General features: G+C 57.4%; 20 protein-coding genes. 19 read left to right on the top strand and 1 reads right to left on the bottom strand.

Annotated elements, in window-relative coordinates:
• From BM002_RS06845 to BM002_RS06800, 12 genes are all read left to right on the top strand, one after another.
• Positions 1 to 409, top strand: a 409-nt coding sequence (locus BM002_RS06845) for an integrase core domain-containing protein (RefSeq protein WP_245749151.1), incomplete at its 5' end; no start/stop codon positions are given.
• A gap of 745 nt (positions 410 to 1,154) precedes the next feature.
• Positions 1,155 to 5,723 (top strand): RHS repeat-associated core domain-containing protein, encoded by a 4,569-nt coding sequence (locus BM002_RS06840; protein WP_139212301.1) that lies wholly within the window; start codon positions 1,155 to 1,157, stop codon positions 5,721 to 5,723.
• Between the two features lie 358 nt (positions 5,724 to 6,081).
• Positions 6,082 to 6,993: an RHS repeat-associated core domain-containing protein gene (locus tag BM002_RS06835; protein WP_092778500.1), complete on the top strand. Its 912-nt coding sequence runs from the start codon at positions 6,082 to 6,084 to the stop codon at positions 6,991 to 6,993.
• Between the two features lie 23 nt (positions 6,994 to 7,016).
• Positions 7,017 to 7,580: a hypothetical protein gene (locus tag BM002_RS06830; RefSeq protein ID WP_092778498.1), complete on the top strand. Its 564-nt coding sequence runs from the start codon at positions 7,017 to 7,019 to the stop codon at positions 7,578 to 7,580.
• 348 nt (positions 7,581 to 7,928) lie between these two features.
• Positions 7,929 to 8,879 (top strand): RHS repeat domain-containing protein, encoded by a 951-nt coding sequence (locus BM002_RS06825; protein WP_092778496.1) that lies wholly within the window; start codon positions 7,929 to 7,931, stop codon positions 8,877 to 8,879.
• Positions 8,880 to 8,943: 64 nt separating this feature from the next.
• On the top strand, positions 8,944 to 9,150 hold the full coding sequence (locus BM002_RS19025) for a hypothetical protein (protein ID WP_139212300.1): 207 nt from the start codon (positions 8,944 to 8,946) through the stop codon (positions 9,148 to 9,150).
• A gap of 341 nt (positions 9,151 to 9,491) precedes the next feature.
• A complete protein-coding gene (locus BM002_RS06820) occupies positions 9,492 to 10,271 on the top strand; it encodes an RHS repeat-associated core domain-containing protein (protein ID WP_092778494.1) in 780 nt (259 codons plus the stop codon).
• An 11-nt stretch (positions 10,272 to 10,282) separates the two neighbouring features.
• The gene (locus BM002_RS06815; RefSeq protein ID WP_139212299.1) at positions 10,283 to 10,939 is read left to right on the top strand and encodes a hypothetical protein; all 657 of its coding nucleotides are present in this window, start codon (positions 10,283 to 10,285) and stop codon (positions 10,937 to 10,939) included.
• Between the two features lie 84 nt (positions 10,940 to 11,023).
• Positions 11,024 to 11,785, top strand: a complete 762-nt coding sequence (locus tag BM002_RS19735) for an RHS repeat-associated core domain-containing protein (protein ID WP_425431828.1) — start codon at positions 11,024 to 11,026, stop codon at positions 11,783 to 11,785.
• 488 nt (positions 11,786 to 12,273) lie between these two features.
• Positions 12,274 to 12,927: an RHS repeat domain-containing protein gene (locus BM002_RS06805; RefSeq protein WP_092778487.1), complete on the top strand. Its 654-nt coding sequence runs from the start codon at positions 12,274 to 12,276 to the stop codon at positions 12,925 to 12,927.
• Between the two features lie 965 nt (positions 12,928 to 13,892).
• Positions 13,893 to 14,297, top strand: coding sequence for a hypothetical protein (locus tag BM002_RS19020; RefSeq protein WP_139212298.1), 405 nt, complete (start codon positions 13,893 to 13,895; stop codon positions 14,295 to 14,297).
• Between the two features lie 14 nt (positions 14,298 to 14,311).
• The gene (locus tag BM002_RS06800; protein ID WP_175484822.1) at positions 14,312 to 14,506 is read left to right on the top strand and encodes an RHS domain-containing protein; all 195 of its coding nucleotides are present in this window, start codon (positions 14,312 to 14,314) and stop codon (positions 14,504 to 14,506) included.
• On the opposite strand, the gene BM002_RS06795 is transcribed toward BM002_RS06800, so the two are convergent.
• On the bottom strand, positions 14,474 to 16,069 hold the full coding sequence (locus BM002_RS06795; RefSeq protein ID WP_175484821.1) for a GspE/PulE family protein: 1,596 nt from the start codon (positions 16,067 to 16,069) through the stop codon (positions 14,474 to 14,476). The two genes, BM002_RS06800 and BM002_RS06795, sit on opposite strands and share 33 nt — an antisense overlap.
• 218 nt (positions 16,070 to 16,287) lie before the next feature.
• On the opposite strand from BM002_RS06795, the gene BM002_RS06790 reads away from it, so the two are divergent.
• The 7 genes from BM002_RS06790 (at position 16,288) to BM002_RS06760 (ending at position 22,251) form a co-directional block, all read left to right on the top strand.
• Positions 16,288 to 17,226: a PilN domain-containing protein gene (locus BM002_RS06790; RefSeq protein WP_092778481.1), complete on the top strand. Its 939-nt coding sequence runs from the start codon at positions 16,288 to 16,290 to the stop codon at positions 17,224 to 17,226.
• Entirely contained in the window at positions 17,223 to 17,768 is a 546-nt protein-coding gene (locus BM002_RS06785) for a GspMb/PilO family protein (RefSeq protein WP_092778479.1), read from the top strand. Before BM002_RS06790 ends, BM002_RS06785 begins: the two co-directional genes overlap by 4 nt.
• Before the next feature lie 320 nt (positions 17,769 to 18,088).
• On the top strand, positions 18,089 to 18,277 hold the full coding sequence (locus BM002_RS19015; RefSeq protein ID WP_139212297.1) for a hypothetical protein: 189 nt from the start codon (positions 18,089 to 18,091) through the stop codon (positions 18,275 to 18,277).
• Positions 18,277 to 20,289 (top strand): type II secretion system secretin GspD, encoded by a 2,013-nt coding sequence (gspD, locus tag BM002_RS06775; RefSeq protein ID WP_092778475.1) that lies wholly within the window; start codon positions 18,277 to 18,279, stop codon positions 20,287 to 20,289. Before BM002_RS19015 ends, gspD begins: the two co-directional genes overlap by 1 nt.
• Positions 20,290 to 20,298: 9 nt before the next feature.
• Positions 20,299 to 21,507 carry a type II secretion system F family protein gene (locus BM002_RS06770; protein WP_139212296.1) on the top strand — a complete coding sequence of 403 codons (1,209 nt, stop codon included), beginning with the start codon at positions 20,299 to 20,301 and terminating at the stop codon, positions 21,505 to 21,507.
• Entirely contained in the window at positions 21,491 to 21,874 is a 384-nt protein-coding gene (locus tag BM002_RS06765; protein WP_092778471.1) for a prepilin-type N-terminal cleavage/methylation domain-containing protein, read from the top strand. Before BM002_RS06770 ends, BM002_RS06765 begins: the two co-directional genes overlap by 17 nt.
• 50 nt (positions 21,875 to 21,924) lie before the next feature.
• Positions 21,925 to 22,251 (top strand): hypothetical protein, encoded by a 327-nt coding sequence (locus BM002_RS06760; RefSeq protein ID WP_092778469.1) that lies wholly within the window; start codon positions 21,925 to 21,927, stop codon positions 22,249 to 22,251.
• Positions 22,252 to 22,274 lie beyond the last annotated feature (23 nt).

Raw genomic sequence — 22,274 nt, 5'->3', positions numbered from 1 at the left:
CGGCAAGCCCGACCTCATCGTCAGCGACCACGGCACCGAGTTCACCTCGAACGCGATGCTGGCCTGGAGCGAGGAGACGGGCGTGCCTTGGCATTTCATCGCCCCAGGCAAGCCGATGCCGAACGGAATCTGCGAGGCCTTCAATTCGAAGATGCGGGACGAACTCCTGAACGAGACGCTGTTCTTCGGACTGGATCACGCCCGCGAGGCCGTCGCCCGCTGGGTGGCCGACTACAACCTCGCGCGCCCACATTCAGCCCTCGACTACCAAACGCCTGCGGCATTCGCCGCCCAACTCACCGCAATGGGCGATCAGCTCCACGAAACGGAAGCGTTCCGCTGCTCGCCCATTGCTCCCTCCGCGCAAGCGGGTAATTGTCACACGCCGGCTCTGGTTTCAGCTGGATGAACGTCGGGGGTCAGACCAGTGAGGTTCAGAACGATCTCGCAATGATATTCATCGTCGTTCGACATATTTGCTTCGAATGTAGCGCCGATTTTCATCGCAATCCTCGCAATACAAACCCTGCATCCAGCCTTTGAAGGAATCGATATGCGCGAAAGCTAGACCAGCTGCCAAGATTTCATCTTGGGCGAGCCTGGTTGAGGAGCTGGCAGCTCCGACTCGACTGATCGCCGATTGGACGCTGTTCGCGAGCACCGCTGGTCGGTATGATGCGCTTTTCACGGCCCTGTCCTGGAGGCACTGTCCAGCAGGACGCGATGATCTCAACGACCTCCGCCATACGACTCCCAACGTGTTGCCACGCTCGGGGTCTCAATCATAGCCGATATTGGGCTGTGATAGGCCAAAATTGTGTCTTGACAATGCAAAGGCAATTCTGGGACTGTATGATCTGATTGCTGCGGGAAGGGCTGTCATAGTAGAATTCGTTGGCAGTCGATACGCATATGTCATGCTTCCTTTTTTCATGTATTGTGCGAGAAGCCATCAGAAGAGAAGTGGTTGCGTATAGTTTTGCGACTTTGGCATGCGACATTCGAAATGCGAATACATCTTTTGAATTGTCATGCTGAATTCCGAGTAGTAGCTTGTAGATATCAGCGGTTAGTCAAATTTCTTTCTGGATTTGATATGAAGTTTGGCGTGAAGAAGAAATTGGGGAAGTGGTCGTGAAGAAGAATATACTTAGTTGTGCTTCTGCATTTTTTTCGTTTTTGTTGCAGATGGCCAAGCTGCGGCAGAGCGTGATATTACCTTTTGGGCTCCAAGTCTCAACTACTTAGGCGAAAACGGCCTCGATCCGGGCGACTTTTCGACGCCGACAGCTATGTGTCTTCAGCTTGAAGACAGCGAAGCGCAGGACAATGGCGGCTCACCAGTAATCTTTTCTGAGTACACCCCAGTTTCCACCACTTCTGGCCAATGTCATTATGATGATGCTAGTACCGGCGCTTCGGGCGTCACTTTGGTAGGTATAGGAACTTTTTGCCTTCGGGATGGAGATGCGGGCCCAACAGCAGGATCGTGCGCGTACCCGGAATCACTACTTGATTCTTGTTTGGTCGGAAATCCGACGTTGCTGCCGGAACTAATTAAATCTGAAAGTGCCTTTGACTGGATCTCTTTAAAGGATCCCAGATTTCACATTTCCAGGACCTACCGTTCTGACAACCTTTTCCGAGCCAGTGATCAAGTCACATTGGGATTCGCCGGCGTCTGGCGCGCGAACTTTGAGCAGTTTTTGACTGAGGATGGAACTGGCAACCAAAGAAGCTATGCGTATTCCGACGCCAGCGGGCTGCGGCTCAGATGGAATTCAAACAGGACTCCGTTAAGTGATGAGCATCATTTCGTAATGCTTAGCAATCCGGGGGCCAGTCTCCAGATTGCAAGTTCCACATCAATCACTGAAAATGGAACGACGATAAGGTACTTCGAGCGTAACAGCACCGCCGTTGGCGTTCCTTTTCGGCACTTCAAGACGACGTGGTCCGATGGCTATGAAGTAACAAAGGTCTTCAACACAACTGGTCTCTTGAATGATGTTTATGACAATCGTGGGCAGATGTATCGCATTTTTTGGGCTGACGGCGCCGAAAATGGCCTTCAGAACACCACACGATCCGTTATTCGTCGTATCGAAATTGACACAGACTATGACGGCTCGACGTTCGGCCCTGAACTCGCCCTTCGATACGACTTCGCTGAGAACCCGGTAACTGCCTCGAGTTCTCTCCCCGTTCTGACAGCGGTTACGCTTGATGATCTCGTGATTGGTGGTTCGGAAGTTCAGCATCAGTATGGATATGAGTTTGGTGAACCATTCCAAACGCCTGGCTTGACGGCCGTTTGGGACGCGCGATCTGGCGGAAACTATCAGGGCGTTCCGTTCGCAACATTTTCTTACGCATCGGATCCCCTCCGAAATTGGCCTCCCGTCACGTCTACGTCTCACAACGGTGGCGCGGATCAGTATACATTTTTGGAAGTAGCGCCAGTGGACGGGGAACCGTCAGATGTTTCTATCGTGCAGTCGACCAATGCCCTTGGAAGAACAACCCAGTACCGCTTCCAGGGTTTGGGCGCTGACCGAGAACTGACTGACATCGACGGCATTGCTACAGCGAACTGCCTGGCTACGACGACCGCACAGGAATACGGCGACAACAACAGTCTCGTTGTCGCGCGCACCGCGCGGAACGGTAGTGTTACAAGTTATTCTTATTTCGAAGATCCAGACGGCACTCACCCGTTGCAACGCCAATATGGGCCTGGTCGTCGTGGACTGGTGAAGACGGTCACCGAAGACTCGAATGGGGTTTCCCCTCGCGTAACGACTTTTGAATGGCATCCAGCTTTCCGACTTCCAATTCTTCGGGAAACATCCCATCTGCGCGAAGAATTTGAATACGATGCAAATGGCTTGATTATATCGCATACGCAGACGGATGTTCTCACAAGTAGTCCAAGTGTAGGTGAGTCAAGAACAACGACCATAGCCTATGAAACTCTTGCAAGTGGATTGAAGGTTGTTTCATCAATAGATGGGCCCGGGCTATCCGCCAGCGGTGTTTTTGACATCGAAGTCTATGAATACAATGACGACGGCACGCTTGCTAGATCGACAGACGCCAACGGCCTCGTGACGGAATATTTGAATTACACGTCGCTTGGCCAACCTGGCCGGGTGATTGGGCCAGATGGAATCATATATGATTTTGCCTATGATTTCGAGGGACAGCTGGTTTCGTCAACGCGCGATCCGGGCGGCGATGCTCGGACAACTTCGTTTGTCTACGATGAGATTGGACAGCTCACATCAACGACGGATACGAATGGAAACACCTGGTCCTTTGAATATGATGCAGCGCGTCGGTTGACCCGCACCGTCAATCCTCTCGGGGAGGCGATGGTGTTTGAACATGACGCCTTGGGGAATATCACGCGGACGGAGTATCGCGACGGTGCCGACGCCTTGACTTTCTTTGAGACAGCGCAGTTCGACGAACTCGGGCGCGTCATGCAGATGGCCAACTTCGAGAACGCGGCCATCACGATCAGCTATGACGTCGAGGACAATCCGATCCAGACGACGGATCCGATTGGCAGCCAGCGCGACAACGTGTTCGATGCCCTGAACCGCCTTGCCGCGACAACCGATGAGCTGGGCTACGTCACCTTCATCGAGCACAACGACAACGATCAGATGACACGATTCACCGACCCGCGGTCGATGGAAACGGTGTCCACATACAATGGTTTCGGCGAGGTTGTGACGGAGACGTCGGCCGACCGCGGAACCATGTCCTATACGTACGACAGCCGGGGTCTTGTCACGAGCATGACGGATGCACGCGGTATCGTGACAACCTACGAATACGATGATGGCGGTCGTCTGCTGGCACGCCGCTTCCCGGCCTCGCCCGCTCTCGATTTCACGATGCAATATGATGGCTTCAACAGCAGCACTGCCGCGAAAGGAATGCTGACGCATCTCTACGATCAGTTCGGCAGCATCTACAATATCTTCGCGTCGAACGGGACGGTGTTTCGCCAGCGACGCCATATCGAGGGAACCCAGTATCAGACGCAGTACAGCGCTGATGATGAAGGATTGGTCTCGTCGGTGACCTATCCGTCTGGAACGCGTGTTACCTATTCGTATGACGACGCCAACCAGATCACGGATGTCGACGTGCGCAGGCCGCGCAATCCAAATCGGACCTTTCCGCCAACAATATCTGTGGTGGACGGGGCGGAGCATCTTCCCTTTGGCCCGCTTGTGACGCTCACCCGTGCCGACGGATCGACCTATGTGGCCGAATATGATGCCGGCTATCGACTGACCGGTCAGACAGACACGGCTGGCGGCGCGGCCATGCGCGACATCGATCTGTCCTACACCGCCCGCAGCAATCTTGCCCAGAAAACCGTGCTGGCCGGCGCGGGCGGCACCGAGAGCTTCCAGTACGACGCCCGGGCCATGCTGTCTGGGGCGACAGGACCCTATGGTTCTTTGCTCTTTGGATATGACGGGGTCGGCAACCGGACATCGCTGATGTCGACGCCCGCAGGCGGCACGATGGTCACCGACGCCTATATATTCCCGACCGACAGCAATCGGCTGATCCGCATCGACGAAGACGGCATGCCGCGTCGGACCTTCCTCCACGATGCGGCGGGGAACGTGACCTACGACGACCGCAGCGGCACGGCGTACGGCTATGCCTATGACGCGGCCGGGCGCATGTCCTCGCTGTCTGTCAACGGGGTGGTGCAGGCGGAGTACTTCTACAACGGCTTGGGTCAGCAGCACGTCCGCCGCATGACGCAGGAGCAGAAGACCATCCACTCGATCCACGACATCGAGGGCAACCGGATCGCGGAATACGAGATCGACCACCTGACGGGGACGACGACGCTGCTGCGGGAATACGTCTGGATGGACGGGACCGTCGTCGCCGTCATCGAGGACGGGGCGGTCTATAACGTCCGCACCGATCACATCGGGCGGCCGGTCTTCGCAACCGACATGTCGGGCCTCGTGGTGTGGCAGGCGGAGTACCTGCCATTCGGCGGGGTGCATGTCTCTACCGGCGACACCCTCGACCTGCGCTTTCCGGGCCAATGGTTCCAGTCCGAGAGCGGCCTGCATCAGAACTGGATGCGGGATTACGACCCGACGACGGGGCGCTACATGCAGGCCGACCCCCTGGGGCTCGTGGATGGGGCGAGCGTGTATGGGTATGCCGGGCAAAGCCCGCAGGTGAACGCCGATCCAACCGGGCTGTGCTGGAATATCCACAGCAACGCCTGCAAGGGGGTCAACAAGGCGCGCTTCAACGCAACGCTCGCCAGAATGGGTCAGGGAGCGCAGGCTTATGCAGCTGGAGTACTAGGATATGCCGCAGGAGTCGCCGCGGCTGATGGATGTATAACAGCGGAAGAAGCCGCTTCGATTGGAGTTGAGCTGCTTTCACAGTTAAGAATATTTGATCCAGTGCTTCGGATGGCGCGAGGTGGAAAAGGATTGAAAGGCACACGGGGTGGTGGACGGAACGATGGAAAAAGAACTAATGTCGAGATTATTGATGCTCAATTAGTGGATGCACGTGCCCGAAGAGACGCGTTGAGCAGCAAGAGGATGAAAACGCCACAGGATCTTGATCAACTCGCTCGGATTAACCGTGAGATACGTAGACTTTTGGATCAACGACGGAGATCAGAAACCCATGGACGTAACAACACCCGGCGATAGATCATTTTTGTACACTGTATTTACGAACCTTAAGGGCGCTATATATATACATCAATTTTCCGGAAGGAGTTTTGATGAATTTGTTTCACGCTTCAATAGCGTTGTGTTTGAGGAGTTGGGAGTTTCAATCGACAACAATGATGATGATCGCCCAGTCGCTGTTGAGGCCACCAGTGGCGTTTGGTGTACAAGCGGCTTGCTTGAAAATGAAAATGAGGGGTACGTTATACATATAGTAAGGACCGAAAGCAGCATTGCTATGTGAGCGAAGTGACGAAAAATTTTGCTAGTCGCGTGCATGGTAGTCCAAGCTGTATAGCAACGGTTCAAAAACGACCCTGCCGCCCCGTGGAGCCTCTTGCGCGAATACATCTGGCTCGAAGGCCGGGTGATTGCCGTGATCGAGGGCGGGGAACTCTACCACGTGCGCACCGACCACATTGGGCGTCCGGTATTCGCGACGAACGACCTGGGCGTGAAGGTCTGGGAAGTGTCCTACCTGCCGTTCGGTGGCGTCCGGCAGGTGTTGTCCGGCGCCCCGATCGACCTGCGCTTTCCGGGCCAATGGTTCCAGTCCGAGAGCGGCCTGCACCAGAACTGGATGCGCGACTACGACCCGACGACGGGACGCTACATGCAGGCCGATCCGCTGGGGCTGATCAACGGCGCGTCGGTCTACGCCTACGCCCTGTCCTCGCCGATGGTGCATACCGATCCGACGGGAGAAATCGTTCCAGCCGTCATCGCTGCCGGCATCTTGATCAGTTGGGCGATCGACGCAGCGGTTCAGACGGTCGAGAATTGCGGCGATGTGACAGCCTATGACTGGCGTAGGGGCGCGAATGCGTATCTGCTTGGAGCCATTCCGGGCGGCTTGAGCAACGTGGGGCGCTTTGCCAATCCGCTGCTCAAGCGCTATGGCATTGGAAAAGTCGTGAACTGGAGAAACAGCACTCGATTGAACGCATTCTTCGAGGATAGCCATTGGTTCGCGCGATCCGCGACGAAGAACTGGACCAGCCCAGTGAGCCGGTGGTTCTCGCGCTCCCCGCTGAACTCGTCCCACGTGACCTGGCGGTTCCATGCGCGGACCGATCCGGGGGCGTTCAGGTTTCTCAGCCAGCAGAATAAACGTCGACTTGGATCGCTTTTTCATCAAGCTCGGCGTGGGAATTATTCCGATGGCGGTTTTCAGACTGCTCTCCGCACGCCGGTCTGGCTTTGGGGCGGCGCGGCGACCGGTCTGTCCTCCGGAGCGATCAGTGAGTAGTCTGGCCTGGACGGTGGCGGCGCATGCCTAAGCGAGATGCACTCATAAAGAAGGATGTCGTCTACAGCGACCCGCCTGAGACACCATGGTGGTGGATAAATCCATTCGTCATATTCCAGCCGGTGTGGTACTTGGTCTGGGATGTTCCGCGCACACTCTTGAGGGTTGCAAGGGGTGAGCCGCTCATCTCGCCTTTCGAAAGCGCCATTCTGGATATCGCCGTGGAGCATTGGCCGGAGGAGACGGCCGAGATCGTTCGATCTCAGATGAAGGAAATCAACTACGTCAACAGGATGTGCTACAAACGGTCTTCGGAGACGATCCTTTATAAGAGCACCCCTTTTGGTCTCTCTTTCAAGCGAAAGAAAATGTTCTCCTATCCGTACTCCGAGACCGTCATCCTCGCTACGGTCCATGTGCATGCCGAGGGTGTGAAGGTTGGGTGCGATATTCTTGTACTTGAACAAAGTCTTTGGGGGTTCGAGTTCGACCGCGACATGACATACCTGCATCGCGCTGGTTCCCTTGAGGTCCTGAAAGTCGATATCGACCCCTCGCCGATCAATCAGTTCGGGGACATGGCCTGACGGGCCAGACCGACATGATCGGTGGTACGGCGCTCAGGGACGTGGACCTGTCGTATACCGCGCGGGACGATCTTGCTCAGACAGTTGTGCTAGCGGGTCCGGGCGCGGGCGAGATCTTCGGCTACGACGCGCGCCAGATGCTGACCGGGGCGACTGGGACCTACGGTCAGTTCCTCTACGACTATGACGGGCTCGGCAACCGGGTATCACTGATGTCGACGCCCGCGGGCGGCACGACGGTTACCGCCGCCTATATCTATCCGTTCGACAGCAACCGCCTGATCCGCATCGACGAGAGCGGCATGCCGCGGCGGACCTTCCTCCCCGCTGCTGCGGGAATACGTCTGGATGGACGGGACCGTCGTCGCCGTCGTCGAGGACGAAGCGGTCTATCAAGTCCGCACCGATCACATCGGGCGGCCGGTCTTCGCCACCGACATGTCGGGCCTCGTGGTGTGGCAGGCGGAGTACCTGCCGTTCGGCGGTGTCCACGTCTCGACCGGCGACACCCTCGACCTGCGCTTCCCCGGACAGTGGTTCCAGGCCGAGAGCGGCCTGCACCAGAACTGGATGCGCGACTACGACCCGACGACGGGGCGGTACATGCAGGCCGACCCCCTGGGGCTAGTCGATGGGGCGAGCGTGTATGGGTATGCGGGGCAAAGCCCGCAGGTGAACGCCGATCCGACCGGGCTGTGCTGGAATATCCACAGCAACGCCTGCAAAGCCATCAACAAAGCAGCTTTCAACGCGACGCTGGCATCCATGAATGCGTATACTGCGGCGAATGCTGGCTACGCAGTCGGGATGGCAGCGTCGGACGGATGCATCACGGCAGATGAGGCGATGGGCGTCGTAAGCGCCGCGGCCTTCGGTGCTGCGGGTCACGGCATCGGGAAGCTGCTCGGGCTGGCATTCAAATCCCCTGCTATCAAAGCCTTTCTACGCGATGAGGCCGGGGCGTTGCGGGTTGGACTGCTAAATCCCAAGTCAAGCGCTCAGGCTGCTGCTCTTGCGACACACTTTTCCGATATCGCAAGGTACGGTAAAGCCGGGTTCAGACAACTTGCGAATGGCAGGTACCGATACTACGATGATATAAAGCTAGCACGTACACCTGGGACAATGGTCGGTTCCAGAGGCGTATTGGAACGCGACGCGATCACCAATCAGAGTAGGTATTGGCGGGAGACAATCGATGGTTTTGGTCGTGTTCGAATTGTAAGGCCACAACTGCATCCGACGGACAAAACGCACTATCAATTTGATGAATTGGGGAGCTATATTGGAAAATTCTAGTGGACCAGATCACCTATCGAAGGAATCCGTTGAAGAAATTCTTCGGCTATTGATTAGCGGGGCATTGACCCGCGAAGCCGTTTCAAATTGGGCCATGGGATGGATTAAGATGGATGATGCCCCACGTGCATCGCCAGAGCTCTGGTCAATGGTTTCTAATTTGGAGGGTGCGGACTCTCTTGTCGCGCGTACCGAAGAAAACGGAGAAATCTTTCTATATACCAATGACGATTTTGAGGATTGGTACCGTGAAATCCGAGGAATTTTATAGTAGTCGTCTCTCACCGGGTCTTCTGATAAAGCCGTTCTCATCATTGCTGGCTTGGGCTCTTGTCAGGTCAATCCGGTGGGTTTCTTTCCCAAAATGAGATAAAACAACGTCTTGTTAGCTGGTTGGGTGATGGTGTTCCGGTAGAATCTACAGTTTTTATATTGAGATAGTCGAGGCAAAACTCGTATTCTGCATCTACAACGCCTATCAGTCCGCCTTCTCAACAAGTGGAAACGTTAAGATGATCATGGACGTCTCGTATCTTACTTTCGTCCACGTCGATGCCTCCCTCGACAGTGGAATCAAACTTCGCTGTCCCGGCCAGTGGGTAGAGGACGTGCGTGATCGGTGGCCGACGCTCTGCTCGTTCCGTGCCGCCCCTCACCCAGAACTGGATACGCGACTACGACCCGACGACGGGGCGCCACATCCAGGCCGACCCCCTGGGGCTGGTCGATGGGGCGAGCGTGTATGGGTATGCCGGGCAAAGCCCGCAGGTGAACGCCGATTCGACCGGGCTGTGCTGGAATATCCACAGCAACGCCTGCAAGGCGGTCAACAAGGCGCGCTTCAACGCAACGCTGGCATCCATGAATGCGTATACTGCGGCGAATGCTGGCTACGCAGTCGGGATGGCCGGGGCGGATGGGTGTATCACTGCTGGTGAGCTTGCTTCAGCGGCAATAGATGTTGCCCTCAATGCTGGACTGGGGAAGCTGTTTGGGCTGGCGTCAAGCGGGTCCAAGTTGATTCCGGGCCTGAGTGCTACAGTGAAAAAATCAGGCGGGCACCATCCCATCCCAAAGTTCTTGGGTGGCGACTCATCACAACAGCTATATTACTTTAAAGGTAGTAAAACCGTTCTGGGCCATACCGCTCTGCCTATTGAGTTTCATCGTGGCTTGCACAGGGGGCTGTCAAATCGCTTCGGGATACGAGTCGGGGGGCGACGAGGCGGCAAGACTGATTGGCGAGCCGCATTCAATGATCCGAGAAACGACATTCGCCAGCGTGATGTACTTGCGGAGACACTCCGCTATGCGCGACGATTCGACAGACAGTATGGAACGGATTCGGCCCGGGCGATGTATTTCAACCTGAGAGCGGGACGGTACCGGTGAAGGGGCACGGAATGGAGAAGCTTTACTATCATCTGACGAGTGTCTCGCTCGATGCCTCCTTGGAGGTCATTTCGCCTCCGGATCGAGGCCGCGGAGACCGCCGATTTTGTCAAACATGCTTCAACGTCTTGAAGCGTGACGAGCCGATAGACATTCGGATTGATGCATTGAGACCGCGAACGAGGCACTTTGACGTGACCGAACTCTGGGACGTCAATGTGATCCATACGTCCCTGCTTGATCTCCTCGGTCGAGAGCATGTGGAGCGCGACCTCCTTCTCGGGACCGTAACGAACAAGAAGGGACATGTCGTCGAAGGCTGGCATACCGTCATTGGCCGAGAGCGCCTGATCTTGCGCGGCAACCCCCACTTCTGGAAGGGCAAGGCGATGTTCGGCGCGGGGTGCTGCAAGGAGTGTGGCCTTCTGCATTGTCATGGCGCGGCTCCGCGATATCTTTGTCCGGGCCCGACGAGCGATCGGGTCATACGACAAAGCGACACGACGTGCCTGATCATCCCGGCCAGCCTCAAGGAGGCGATAAACCTCAAGAGGGGGAGTGGCTATGCACTTGAAAAGCTGCCCGTTCTGGAGAGCCCGCGCGACGGAATGCCAATAGAACTGTCGTGCGAACCGGGCAAGCGAATCGAAACGACACTAACCGGCTAGGCACGTCCGCTATCGGCTTTTATCGAACAGAAATCCGCGCGGCGCTCGCTTACAAAAAGCGAGGCCGTCCGTGATGAGAGGCGAGTGACCTGCCGTTCGGCGACGTCGACGTCTCCACCGGCCCCCCCCCTCGACCTGCGCTTTTTGTTCGGCGGATTACGGTCCACTGGACCGTCATCTGATCGTCTCGACAAATGGTTCCAGTCCGAGAGCGGCCTGCACCAGAACTGGATGCGCGACTACGACCCGACGACGGGACGCTACATGCAGGCCGATCCGCTGGGTCTGGTCGATGGGGCGAGCGTGTATGGGTATGCGCTTCAGTCGCCGTTCAAGTGGGTGGATCCGACTGGCAGATACACGTTAGGATACGCTCGGGCGTCTCTATTCATGCGCGGCGTTCCCATGGATGGTCGTGTTCCGACTGGTCCAGGTGGCGGATCAGTGCCAAATTATACTGAAGAGCAAGTATTCGATGAATGGTATCGTCTCGAACTAGAGAATCGTGGATGGGAGAGTGAAATGCCTTTGTGCCCTCTATGTGTTGGCTCGATTGATTTAAGCACTTGGACGCAACCAGGGCCCGCCAACCAAATCTATCATCCCGGTGGAGTATCCGCGATAAGGACAAATCGCGCCATCTCCGGCGGACATGGTGGCCAATGTATCTTCGACTCTAGTGGGAGGCTGATAACTGAGGCTCCTGCGGCTGGATCAGCAGATTATGTTGCCCCGGTGGGCCCACTTGGCGTACTAGGACACTATAGGCACGATGTTGCACCCTACAATGCAGCAGAACGACTTGGCCGAATAGACGATCACTTTGACGTGAGGCCAAGCCGTTGATAAATAAAATATTTCTCGTAGGAGTGTACGGGTATCTTCTTTACAATTCTGCTTTGGCTATTTCTGAACCAACCTTCGAGCTGCGTAGCATAATTTTTGACTTTGAGAATAGGCCATTATATGCGACTTTGTCTCATATCACTGGTATCACCATCTCTCTTGTTGCCTGTTCTGCTATTCTTTTCGTGGTTGAAAAAACTTTAGAAAGAGACCAAAGAAAGTTTGGAATTCTTGTGGTGACCCATACAGCATTTTCTATTTTATTTGCGTTGTATATAAAATGGCTTGTCTTCGATGTCACATGAGTTCGACGCCTCGTTAATCTTAGAAATATTGGCTGGTCAGATATTTTCCTATTCGCGCTATGCTTGATGTATAAGATTCGATTTACTTATGCAGCCAAGCTCTCAGTCTGATCGCGGAATACAAGATCGACGCGCTGACGGGGGCGTCGACGCTTCTGCGAGAATACGTATGGATGGAACGGCGTGGCCGTGGTCGAGCGCGGGGAAATCTACCTGGTGCGCACCGACCACATCGGCCGGCCGGTCTTCGCGACGAACACGTCCGGTTTGATGATCTGGGAGGCCAGCTACCTGCCGTTCGGCGGGGTCCACGTGTCGACCGGAGATGCATTGGACCTCCGCTTCCCCGGCCAGTGGTTCCAGGCCGAGAGCGGCCTGCACCAGAACTGGATGCGCGACTACGACCCGACGACGGGACGCTACATGCAGGCCGACCCCCTGGGGCTGGTCGATGGGGCGAGCGTGTATGGGTATGCGCTGCAATCGCCGATGCGGTGGACGGATCCGAGGGGAGAGTTTGTCTGTGGCGGGGTTTGCTTCGCCATCGCTGTAGTCACGGTCGCAACAGTCGCTGTCGAACTCTACGGTGCCTACCAGGAAGACGGGTGTATTTCTGGCGCGGACGTCCTGTTTGACGCGGCCTACGGCGTGGCGGGCGCAGGCGTCGCGAAGTTGTTTCAGGGCGGCCTCGGCCTCTTGGCAAAGTCGCCCGCGGTTCGTAGGTTCTTGCGAGACGAGGCGGGGAGCTTGCGTGGCGCCCCAGAAAAGCGGCTCCCCCGATACCTCCCTCGTTGTCCGTCGCGGCGCGGAGGGGAACCATACTCCGACAAAAATTGACCTTGCTATTGGTCCGAGTCGAACTCCGGGAATTAGCGGCTTTTCTGCGCAGTGTAATGGCGGTAACTGTATCGAGGAACTTGGTCAGTTTCTCCGTAATGCGAAAGTAGGTGTCACAACGGTTGGGGATATTCGTCGCGCTGGTGGGGATGTAGCTGTCACGCCTGGTCTTGGTCATCATGTAACCGTTTGAAATTTATCTGGAGGTGCTGCCAGCCCACTTTTTAAAGTCGTGACAAACCCCAATCCCGCGAGGTAAATTAAATGAATAATCATTTGCCAGTAGATTTTAACAATTGCGACGAGGACGGAGCCGTCCGCCTTGTTACCCGAGGATTTCTAGAGTCGTATGAAAAAAGCGATGTCAAGTTGAGTGAGGGAAAAACGGCTATGGTTTCAGATGGTGAAATATTCGCCAAAGGCACTCTTCGTTTCCGATCCGGAATTTGGGTTGTCGAAGTGGATGACTGGAACGCTGAATACTGAGAGGACGGCTGTATTTCTGGCGCGGACGCCCAGTCTGCCGCAGCCTACGGCGTGGCGGGCGCAGGCGTCGGGAAGCTGTTTCAGGGCGGCCTCGGCCTCTTGGCAAAGTCGCCCGCGGTTCGTAGGTTCTTGCGAGACGAGGCGGGGACTATTGGTTCTTCGCGGTGGTCGAGGGGCACAACCAACCGGAGTATATTTGAAATAGAAACTACAAATGGCATAACTCGCCGAAATGGCCATGTAACAGTTCGTGGAGACATCCGAACGCGTACTGACTTCGAAGGCGGTATGCCAACGAGGCGCGTAGATTTTGATCACACACATGGAAATTTAGGCAGAGGACACGTAAACGATTTGGCTGTTAATCCATTCAATCCGGCTCAAGTCAATGTCAGAAAACCGCCAAGAGCACCGATGCCATGAGAGTATCTCTCTCCGGTTCTTTCGAATCCAAATTCTCGAGGTGGGATCTTCAGGCGATGACCTATGAAGTAATAGTTGGCTTGGTGTGTAAAAATCTGGAAGTACAGAATAATAAATATATCGATTATTTGGAGCCTCTAGGTAAATTGCCGGTAGAATTGGAGCACTTTAAGGAGCATATAAGATTTTTTGAGGTGTCAAATATGACTTGGCTATCCGGGCGGGCGGATGGCGAAAGTGATTGGTTGTTCTCTGCGGACTTGCCCATGGCCGAAGCTATTCTGGGGCAAATATCGTCTCTTATTGAATCGGCCGACGAAGCTATTTTCATCATTTCTGATCAAGGCTCGTATCAAGTAAATCCTATAATTTGCTTTCCTAAAAAAGAGATAAAGCAACGTCTTATTGAGTGGTTGCGAGGTGGCGTTCCAGTTGGATCTACTATTTTTATATTAAGATAATTAAGGCGAAATTCTTGGTCCGCACCGATCACAACGGCCGGCCGGTCTTCGCCACCGATGCAGGCGGGGAGATCGTGTGGGAGGCGGAGTACCTGCCGTTCGGCGATATCCATGTCTCGACCGGCTCCACCCCCGACCTGCGCTTCCCCGGCCAGTGGTTCCAGGCCGAGAACGAGTTATCCGCAGTCGTCCGATATATGGTCAGCTGAAGAGTGATACGCACTCTCAAGCCCGAGCTGTTGATGTGTTTCTGCCGGGTCCACAACTCCAGCGTCAATCAACGCGCGACCTTCTTCACGAAGCGTCCGGTGCCCGTTCTCGACTGCAAGCCTCATCAGCCTTGCGCCTGAATTTCCTGCGGTGATTGCGTCCGCCAGCGTATCGCTCATGCGAAACATCTCCGACACTACCGTCCGTCCTAGTCGCCCTAACTCACCACAGGCAACGCAGCCTTTTCCGCCGCACGATGAACAAAGCTTCGATACCAGCCGCTGTGACAACACCCCCCTCAGTGTCGACGCGAGCAGGTAGGGTGCCACGCCCAAGTCCAACAGCCGATCCACCGCCGCGACTGCATTGTTCGTGTGCACCGTCGACAACACCAGCCGTCCCATCTGGGCTGCCCGAACCGCAATCTCGGCCGTTTCTTCGTCTCGGATTTCCCCGATCATCACGATGTTCGGATCCTGTCGCAGGATCGCACGCAAGGCTCGCGCGAAGGACATGTCGATTTCCGGCTCGACCTGTACCTGCACGATACCCTTCAAGAGGTACTCGACAGGGTCTTCAACTGTGATGATCTTGCGGTCGGATTTGTTTAGCTCTGCCAGTGCCGTGTAGAGTGTCGTCGTCTTTCCGCTTCCGGTCGGTCCGGCGACGAGGACGATCCCGTTTGGTACAGATATCAACTTGCGGATTTCTTCGATACGCGACGGGGAGTATCCGAGCGCCGACCAGTCGAGTTGAAGCCGGCGCTGATCCAGGATCCGGAGCACGACGCTTTCGCCGTGCTGGATCGGGAGGGTCGACAATCGCAGGTCGATGGGCCGCCCGCGCACGACGACACTGGCCCGCCCGTCCTGTGGCCTGCGCTTCTCTGAGATGTTGAGCTGCGCCATGATCTTCAGGCGCGAGACGACGGCTGCCCGCATGGTCGAGGTGAGGCGCGTTTCGCGGCGCAACGTTCCATCGATCCGAAACCGGACTTCGGCCCCGTTTTCCTCTGCTTCGATATGAACGTCCGACGCGCCATCCGCTGTTGCCTTGCCGATCAGGTCGTTGACCAAGCGTACGACAGGCCCGTCACTGGCCATGGCTTTCAATCGGTCGAGATCGGCTTCACTGTCGCTCTCGACGCTCGTGCCGCCACCTACCCGGGCGAGGGCAGCTGCAATCGACGACGGGGTGGCGAGCACTGGCATGATCGTCTCGTCCAGTTTGAACGCGATCGCTTCGAGAACGTCCGCCGCGCCTGGGTCTGATGTTGCCATGGTGATCCCATCCTCGTCTTTGGACAAGGGGACGACCGCAACGCGCTTCAGGAAGGTGAGGTCGAGGGCGAGCACGTCAGGGAGGGTGGTATCGGATTCATGAAGATCATCAAACGGAACCGACACGAATTCGGCCAAAGCGACGAACAGGGGGCGTTCGTCGGCCAATCCAAGCTCCATGATCGTTGTGGCAACGCTTGAGGTGCCCCCCGAGACTGCCGAGAGGGCGCGGCGGCCATCCATGGAAGAAATCACCCCTTCGGCGACCAGATGGTCGATCAAAGGTGCAGGGTCGGGTGGCGAAAGCGTGGCTTTCAGGGGACGGGGCGAAAACATGTCGAGAAGATGGCTTGTTCGTGGCGAAATGTCTTGTCTATTGTCGAACCAATAGCGGCAAAAATGTCGAGCGGTAATCTGTGGACAGGACTTCAAATCGCTCGGAGCGGGGTGTTCCCGACTCCGGTGGTATCGGAAAACGCATTCTGAGTTTGCTCGGAACGATGTTTCTGGGCCTTGTCTCTGCACGTCCTCTGATATTCGACGTCGATGCGGAGAGTCTGAACAAGGTGGGACGGTCCGTGCAGGTCCCACGTGCCTTGATAACCGATAGGGTAAATGGCTTGAAGCCGCTCAAACGGCCGATCATCGTGGATGCCATGATCCCGGCCGACCATCTTCTCGAACGCCGGATCAATGTCCCGAACACCAAGTCTACCGATTTTCCCAAACTTGCGACACTCGATCTGGCGCGCAAGACGCCGTTCGGTTCGAACGATGTAAACTGGACACTATCGGAGCCGGAGAGGACAGGGGATCGGGTGATCCTGACGCAATGGGTCGCGCGCAGATCGGATGTCGCGGGATTACGCGAACGCCTGCATCGTCTCGGCCTTGTCGTACGACAGGTCCGGTTGATCGATCATGCAAAGGCCCTGCCGCTTGCTGACTACACCAAAGAGATCGACAATGGCCGGGTCTGGCGCGTCCTGAACAGCGGACTTGCCACAATTGCTCTCGCCGCAATGGTCGGAATATGGGCTTGGCCAGGCTTGGTTGCGTCGCGTGACCTCGAAGCGCTCGAGGCAGAGCTGACCACGTTGCGAGGCGATGCCGTTGCGGCGCGTCAACGGGTGGAGGGGTTGCGCGCCGAGGAAGTGGAACGAGTGGCCTATCTCGCGGCTGTGAATGCCGGGCCGCAGCTGTCTGGCTTGTTGCGGGACCTGACGATTGCTCTTCCCGACGGCACGTACCTGACGGATATGAACATCACCCCCGTCCGCACCACGCTCACCGGCGAAACCGACACTTCAGCCGCCGACATCGTCCTGCGGCTTTCGCAGAACGACGCATTCGGGAATCCGCGTACAAGCGGCCCGGTCCAAAGAACAGGCCTGGGCGAGCGGTTCCAGATCGTCTTTGACCGGGCGGTGTCGCCATGACGCGGACCCGAACACTCCTTCTCGGGCTCGTGATTGCTTTCGGTGTTCTCGTCCTGCTGGCGGTTCCTTTGCTGCGGGACTGGAAAACAGACATTCAATCGGCGCGAGATGACGCTGCCTTCGAGACGGCACGGCTCCAACGCTCGATCGCTGACCTCGAAACGGAAGCCGCCCAACTTGTCGGAACTGGAATCCTCGACACAGTCTGGCGGGCGCGCCAACCCGGCGAAGCTCTCGCGATCGTACAAACCGAGATCGGTGATCTGGCGACCCGCGCGGCGGTTTCGCTGCGCTCCATGTCGCCCATTCCGGCTCCGGACTTGCCTCTCGTCGATACGCTCGGGCTGCGTCTCGAGGGAGAGATGCCGCTTAATCGGCTGGTCACTTTCCTTTTGGCACTCGAGCATCATGATCGGTCGTTGATCGTGCGCAGCGCCAACATTCGACGCTTGCCGAATGGTCAGGATCGCTTCGAGCAACCGCTTCTCTTCGTCCAACTCGATGTCGTAGCTCCGCTCGTCCTCGGCGAGGCGGACGGCTGATGCGGGTCCTCGCCAGCATAGGGACGGCCTTGCTCTTGGCTGGAGCAGCAGGAACCGTTGCCCTTCTTAGGGAAACCGTGGTTTCAACGCGGTCAATCGCAGCGGATCCGATGTCCGAACCGGTTGGCGAGGGCGCGGGCACGCCGGGCCCCTTGGTGACCATGCGCCGGCGTCAGCGCCCTGATGTCTACTACGCGTCGATCACGGATCGCCCTTTGTTCGAGCCCTCACGACGTCCAGTGCTCACTACCCCTGAGCCCGAGCCTCCGGAACCGGAACCGGAGGTCGAGATCGTCGAAGACCTTCGTCCAGAATTGCCTATGTTGCGCATTCTTGGCGTCATGGGCGCTGGCGACGATAGCAGCGTGCTCGTGGCCCCCGATGCGGCCCCCTCCACTTGGCTTCGCCTCGATGACACGCTTGCCGGCTGGACCCTAACGGCCATCGGCCCCGACTGGATCGAATTGACTCGCGGCGACGCCGTTCAGCGACTGGAGATGTTTCCCTGATGCCCTTATTGTCCTTGCAACGACCGGGCCGTGCCCTCCTTGTCTTTAGTGCGGTCGCTTTTTTGAGCGGGTGTATTGGGGGCGACCCACAGGCATCACGGACATCGCCACTTCTCGCCAATCTTCCAGGTGGTGAAAGCGGGGGAAACTCCGCCGCCGATCGCTTCCGCGCCGCGTTTGATGGACCGACGGGTAGCCAGCGGCGCCTTGGAACGGATCGCTTCAGCAACCTGCCGGAAGGACCGAACCGCGATCCGATCTCCGTCTCGGAAGACGGAGCCTTCACCCTCAATCTGGTCGATGTCCCGATTGAAGAGGCGGCGCGGGCCGTTCTCGGAACGGCCCTCAAGAAGACTTACACCGTCCAGCCGGGTGTGGGCGGAGCATTTACGCTTCAAACCAGCCGACCCCTGTCCGAGCGCGAACTTCTTGAAACTTTCCAAGCGGTTCTCGAGATCAACGACGCGACGCTTCAGGTTTCCGACGACCTCTTTACGATTTTGCCGCGCGCCGGAGCGGCGCAGCGGATCGCAAGGCCGGGGGAAGCAAGCCCGATCGGGACCAATGTGATTGCTGTACCACTTCAATTCATCGCAACAGCCGAGATGGTCCGGCTGCTGGAGCCGATCGCCGGTGAAGGACTACGCCTTCAGGCAATCCCGAACCGCAACATTCTACTCGTCTCGGGAACCCGCACGGAAATCGACGCGGCCCTCGAGGCGATCAATCTCTTCGACGTCGACGTCATGGAAGGGAAATCTGTCGGCGTGTATCGACTGCGCGCAGCCGAGCCGGAGGCCGTGGTCGAGGAATTGCGGCTCATTTTTGAGAACCAGGAGGGCGGAAGCCTTCAAAATCTGGTTACATTTGTTCCCTCGAAACGGCTCGGGGCCGTTATCGTGATTACCTCGCGCAGCCGCTATCTGGCCGAGGCAGAGCGATGGGTCCGCGATCTGGATCGGACCGCTGGTGGAACACGTCGCCGCCCGGTCGTGTACGACATGCAGAACCGCAGCGCTGAGGATCTCGCTCCGATCCTGGGTGAAATGTTGGCGGAAGTCTCGGAAGAAGAGGGCCTCGGGGTCGATGGTCAGGCCCGCGTCGTCGCAGATGACACACGCAATGCAATCATCGTCTGGGGCAACGATGGCGAACAGGAGAGTTTCTCCCGTCTGATCTCCGAACTCGACTCCACGCCCGTTCAGGTTCTGTTGGAAGCAACGATTGCCGAGGTAAGCCTGAATGACGAACTCGATTTCGGTCTGCGGTACTTCTTCGAAAGCGGAGATCTGCGCGGAACATTCACCGATAGCGGGTCGGGGTCGGTCGGTGCCAATTTCCCTGGTCTTTCGTTTGTTTTTCAGGGATCCTCGGCGTCAGTCGCATTGAACGCACTGGCATCGGTCACGGATGTGAACGTCGTCTCGTCCCCGAGCCTCATGGTTCTCGACAATCAGGAAGCCCGTCTCCAAATCGGCGACGAAGTACCCATCGCGACCCAGCAGGTCGTCGATACGGCTGACGTGTCTGCCCCGGTCGTCAACACGATCTCGTTTCGCGATACCGGCATCATCCTTCAGGTAGAGCCGCGCGTGTCTTCGTCAGGTCAGGTCATTCTGGACATCGAACAGGAGGTCAGCAGTGTCTCGAGCACGACGACTTCTGGGATCGACAGCCCTACAATTTCGACACGGCGCGTCGAGACGACCGTTGTGGTGGGCGACGGACAGACGATCGCGCTGGGTGGCTTGATTCAAGAGTCGGGAAACCGGACGAACTCGAAAGTCCCCGGCCTTGGCGATGCTCCGGTTGTCGGCGCGCTGTTTCGGAACCGGAGCGACCGGGTGCAGAAGACCGAACTCCTGATCCTGATCACGCCACGGGTCATCCGGAATGGCCACGAAAGCCGATCGACGACGACGGAGTTGCGGCGACGTCTTGGCGGTGCGGACGGCCTGATCCGGACCGGCATCGCAGTGCCGACGACCGGCCACCGTATCGGGCAACCCTGAGGCCGGGTCTTGGGATCGTTTCGATACGAGGCGCTCGACGCCATGGGGTGCCGCAAGACAGGTGACCTCACGGCACCTGACGAAGCGCAGGCGCTCGATCGCCTGGCCCAAAAGGGCCTCGTCCCCCTGACCATTCGGGCGGGCAGGACGGAAGCCTGGTGGGCGCGCGAACTGTCCTTCGGGAAAGCCAAAGCTCCGTTAGCGGAGCAGGAAAGATTCCTGTCGGTTCTGGCGACCATGCTTGATGCGAAGCTTCCGCTGCCGCGTTCCCTTCGCTTCTGTGCAGGCCAGATCAAGTACCGCCCACTCCGGCGCGGCCTGGAGGAGCTTGCCGGCGCCCTGGAGGATGGTCAGTCCCTGGAACAGGCTCTGAGCGAGGTCGATCATGGCTTGCCATCCCGGCTCTTGATCCTTCTCTCGGTCGGAGATCGGGCAAACCGTCTGGGCGAGACGGCGTCGGCTGCCGCCAGTCAGTTTTCGCACGATCTACAAATGACCCGAGAGATCCGCGCCGCGCTCGTCTATCCGGCAATCCTGGTCCTTATGGCGTTCGTGGTGATGGCGGTTCTTGTTTTCTATCTCGCGCCGACCTTGCTCCCGGTCTTCGAGAGTTCGGACATGGAAGTCCCCGCCGTTTTGGTGGTGATGGCTGGCTTGGGTGATGCATTCCGTGAGAGCTGGATCCTCATCCTGCCCGGTATCGCTGTCGCCACTGGCGCATCCCTGGCTCTCTGGCTTCGCTTGCGGGACAAAGTTCTCGGTCTTCTGGTCCGAGCACCGCTGATCGGCAACTATCTACGACGCCTCGAGACGTTGCGCCTTCTTCAGGCGTTTCGCATAATGTTGACTGGCGGGGCACATCTGACTGTCGCCCTCGACACCGCTGCCGGTTCCGTTCGGACCGCCCCTTTCCGAAAGCTGCTTGAAGAAACTCGAGCACGAATCGAAGACGGCGCGTCTCTGCGGGCAGCCTTTGCGAATGCCGACCTGCTGGACGAGAAGGCACGCCTCATGATCGAGGTTGGGGAGGAAGGAGACCGCCTTCGCGAAGCGGTGGCGACGGCGGCCGAGACGCTGGCAGAGGAAACAAAACGCAGCCTTGCCGGTGCCGTACGATTGATGACACCTCTTCTTACGCTCCTGATCGGCGGAACGGTGGCTGGCATTATGATGACGACGATCGGTGCGATCATGGATCTCAATGACATCGCGCTTTAGATTTGTGATCTCGGGCGATGCGGGTGTTTCGCTTTTCGAGATGTTGATCGTTCTGGCGATCCTGGCCGGGCTGGCAGGTCTGGCGGCGAATGGATTGGGGGGAGAAGCACCTCTGCTGGTCGCGCGGGGGCAGGCAGCAGAGGTGCAACGGGAGGCCGCCGCGGCAAGACTGCGTGCCGTCCGTTCGGGAGTGACAGTGGTAGTCGAGATCGCCGGAACAGAGTGCGCGGATGCTGGCGGACCAACGCTGGTATTTCATCCAGACGGGACGATGGATGAAGTCCGCCTTTGCTTTGGCGGTGGAACCGATCTCGTCCTGATTGGGGACGTTCTGACGGGGACTCTGCACCTTGAGGACCGGCAATGACGCTGCGACGGCTACGGATCTTGCGTGGCGGGCAGCCCGGCTACAGTCTCATGGAAACGATGATCGCCTTCGCAGTGATGGCTGCTGTGCTCGCCGTTCTTCTGCCCGGAACGACGACGCTTCTGCAACGAACCGCTGATGACGCGGATCGAACCTTGGCGCTGGACTATGCGGCGTCCCGAATGGCGCGGCTTGGCATCTCGGAGCCGATTATCGTCGGTGCGTCCCAAGAGAATTACCGAGATTGGACGGTGGCGATCAATGTCATCCCGAATGCAGTGCTTCCTGACATTGCCGCAGTCGACATCGTGGTCACCGTCTCCAACGCTTCCGGCGCGTCGTTGGCCCGCCTGACAACAATCCGGTTGAACCCGTGAAGATGTGGACGCGCGGCAGCCCC

Source organism: Jannaschia pohangensis (assembly GCF_900113875.1).
GTDB classification, from domain to species: domain Bacteria; phylum Pseudomonadota; class Alphaproteobacteria; order Rhodobacterales; family Rhodobacteraceae; genus Jannaschia; species Jannaschia pohangensis.
Note: the sequence above shows the minus strand (reverse complement) of the source record. Positions and strands in the feature narration are given on the sequence as shown.

Bases quoted from the DNA above. Each gene is read 5' to 3' on its own strand.
- BM002_RS19020 (WP_139212298.1), top strand. From the start codon at position 13,893: ATGACCTATGAAGTAATAGTTGGCTTGGTGTGTAAAAATCTGGAAGTA.
- BM002_RS06765 (WP_092778471.1), top strand. From the start codon at position 21,491: ATGACATCGCGCTTTAGATTTGTGATCTCGGGCGATGCGGGTGTTTCG.
- BM002_RS06815 (WP_139212299.1), top strand. From the start codon at position 10,283: ATGGAGAAGCTTTACTATCATCTGACGAGTGTCTCGCTCGATGCCTCC.
- BM002_RS06785 (WP_092778479.1), top strand. From the start codon at position 17,223: ATGACGCGGACCCGAACACTCCTTCTCGGGCTCGTGATTGCTTTCGGT.
- BM002_RS06790 (WP_092778481.1), top strand. From the start codon at position 16,288: ATGTTTCTGGGCCTTGTCTCTGCACGTCCTCTGATATTCGACGTCGAT.
- BM002_RS06825 (WP_092778496.1), top strand. From the start codon at position 7,929: ATGGACGGGACCGTCGTCGCCGTCGTCGAGGACGAAGCGGTCTATCAA.
- gspD (WP_092778475.1), top strand. From the start codon at position 18,277: ATGCCCTTATTGTCCTTGCAACGACCGGGCCGTGCCCTCCTTGTCTTT.
- BM002_RS06760 (WP_092778469.1), top strand. From the start codon at position 21,925: ATGGAAACGATGATCGCCTTCGCAGTGATGGCTGCTGTGCTCGCCGTT.
- BM002_RS19015 (WP_139212297.1), top strand. From the start codon at position 18,089: ATGTTGCGCATTCTTGGCGTCATGGGCGCTGGCGACGATAGCAGCGTG.
- BM002_RS06830 (WP_092778498.1), top strand. From the start codon at position 7,017: ATGCCTAAGCGAGATGCACTCATAAAGAAGGATGTCGTCTACAGCGAC.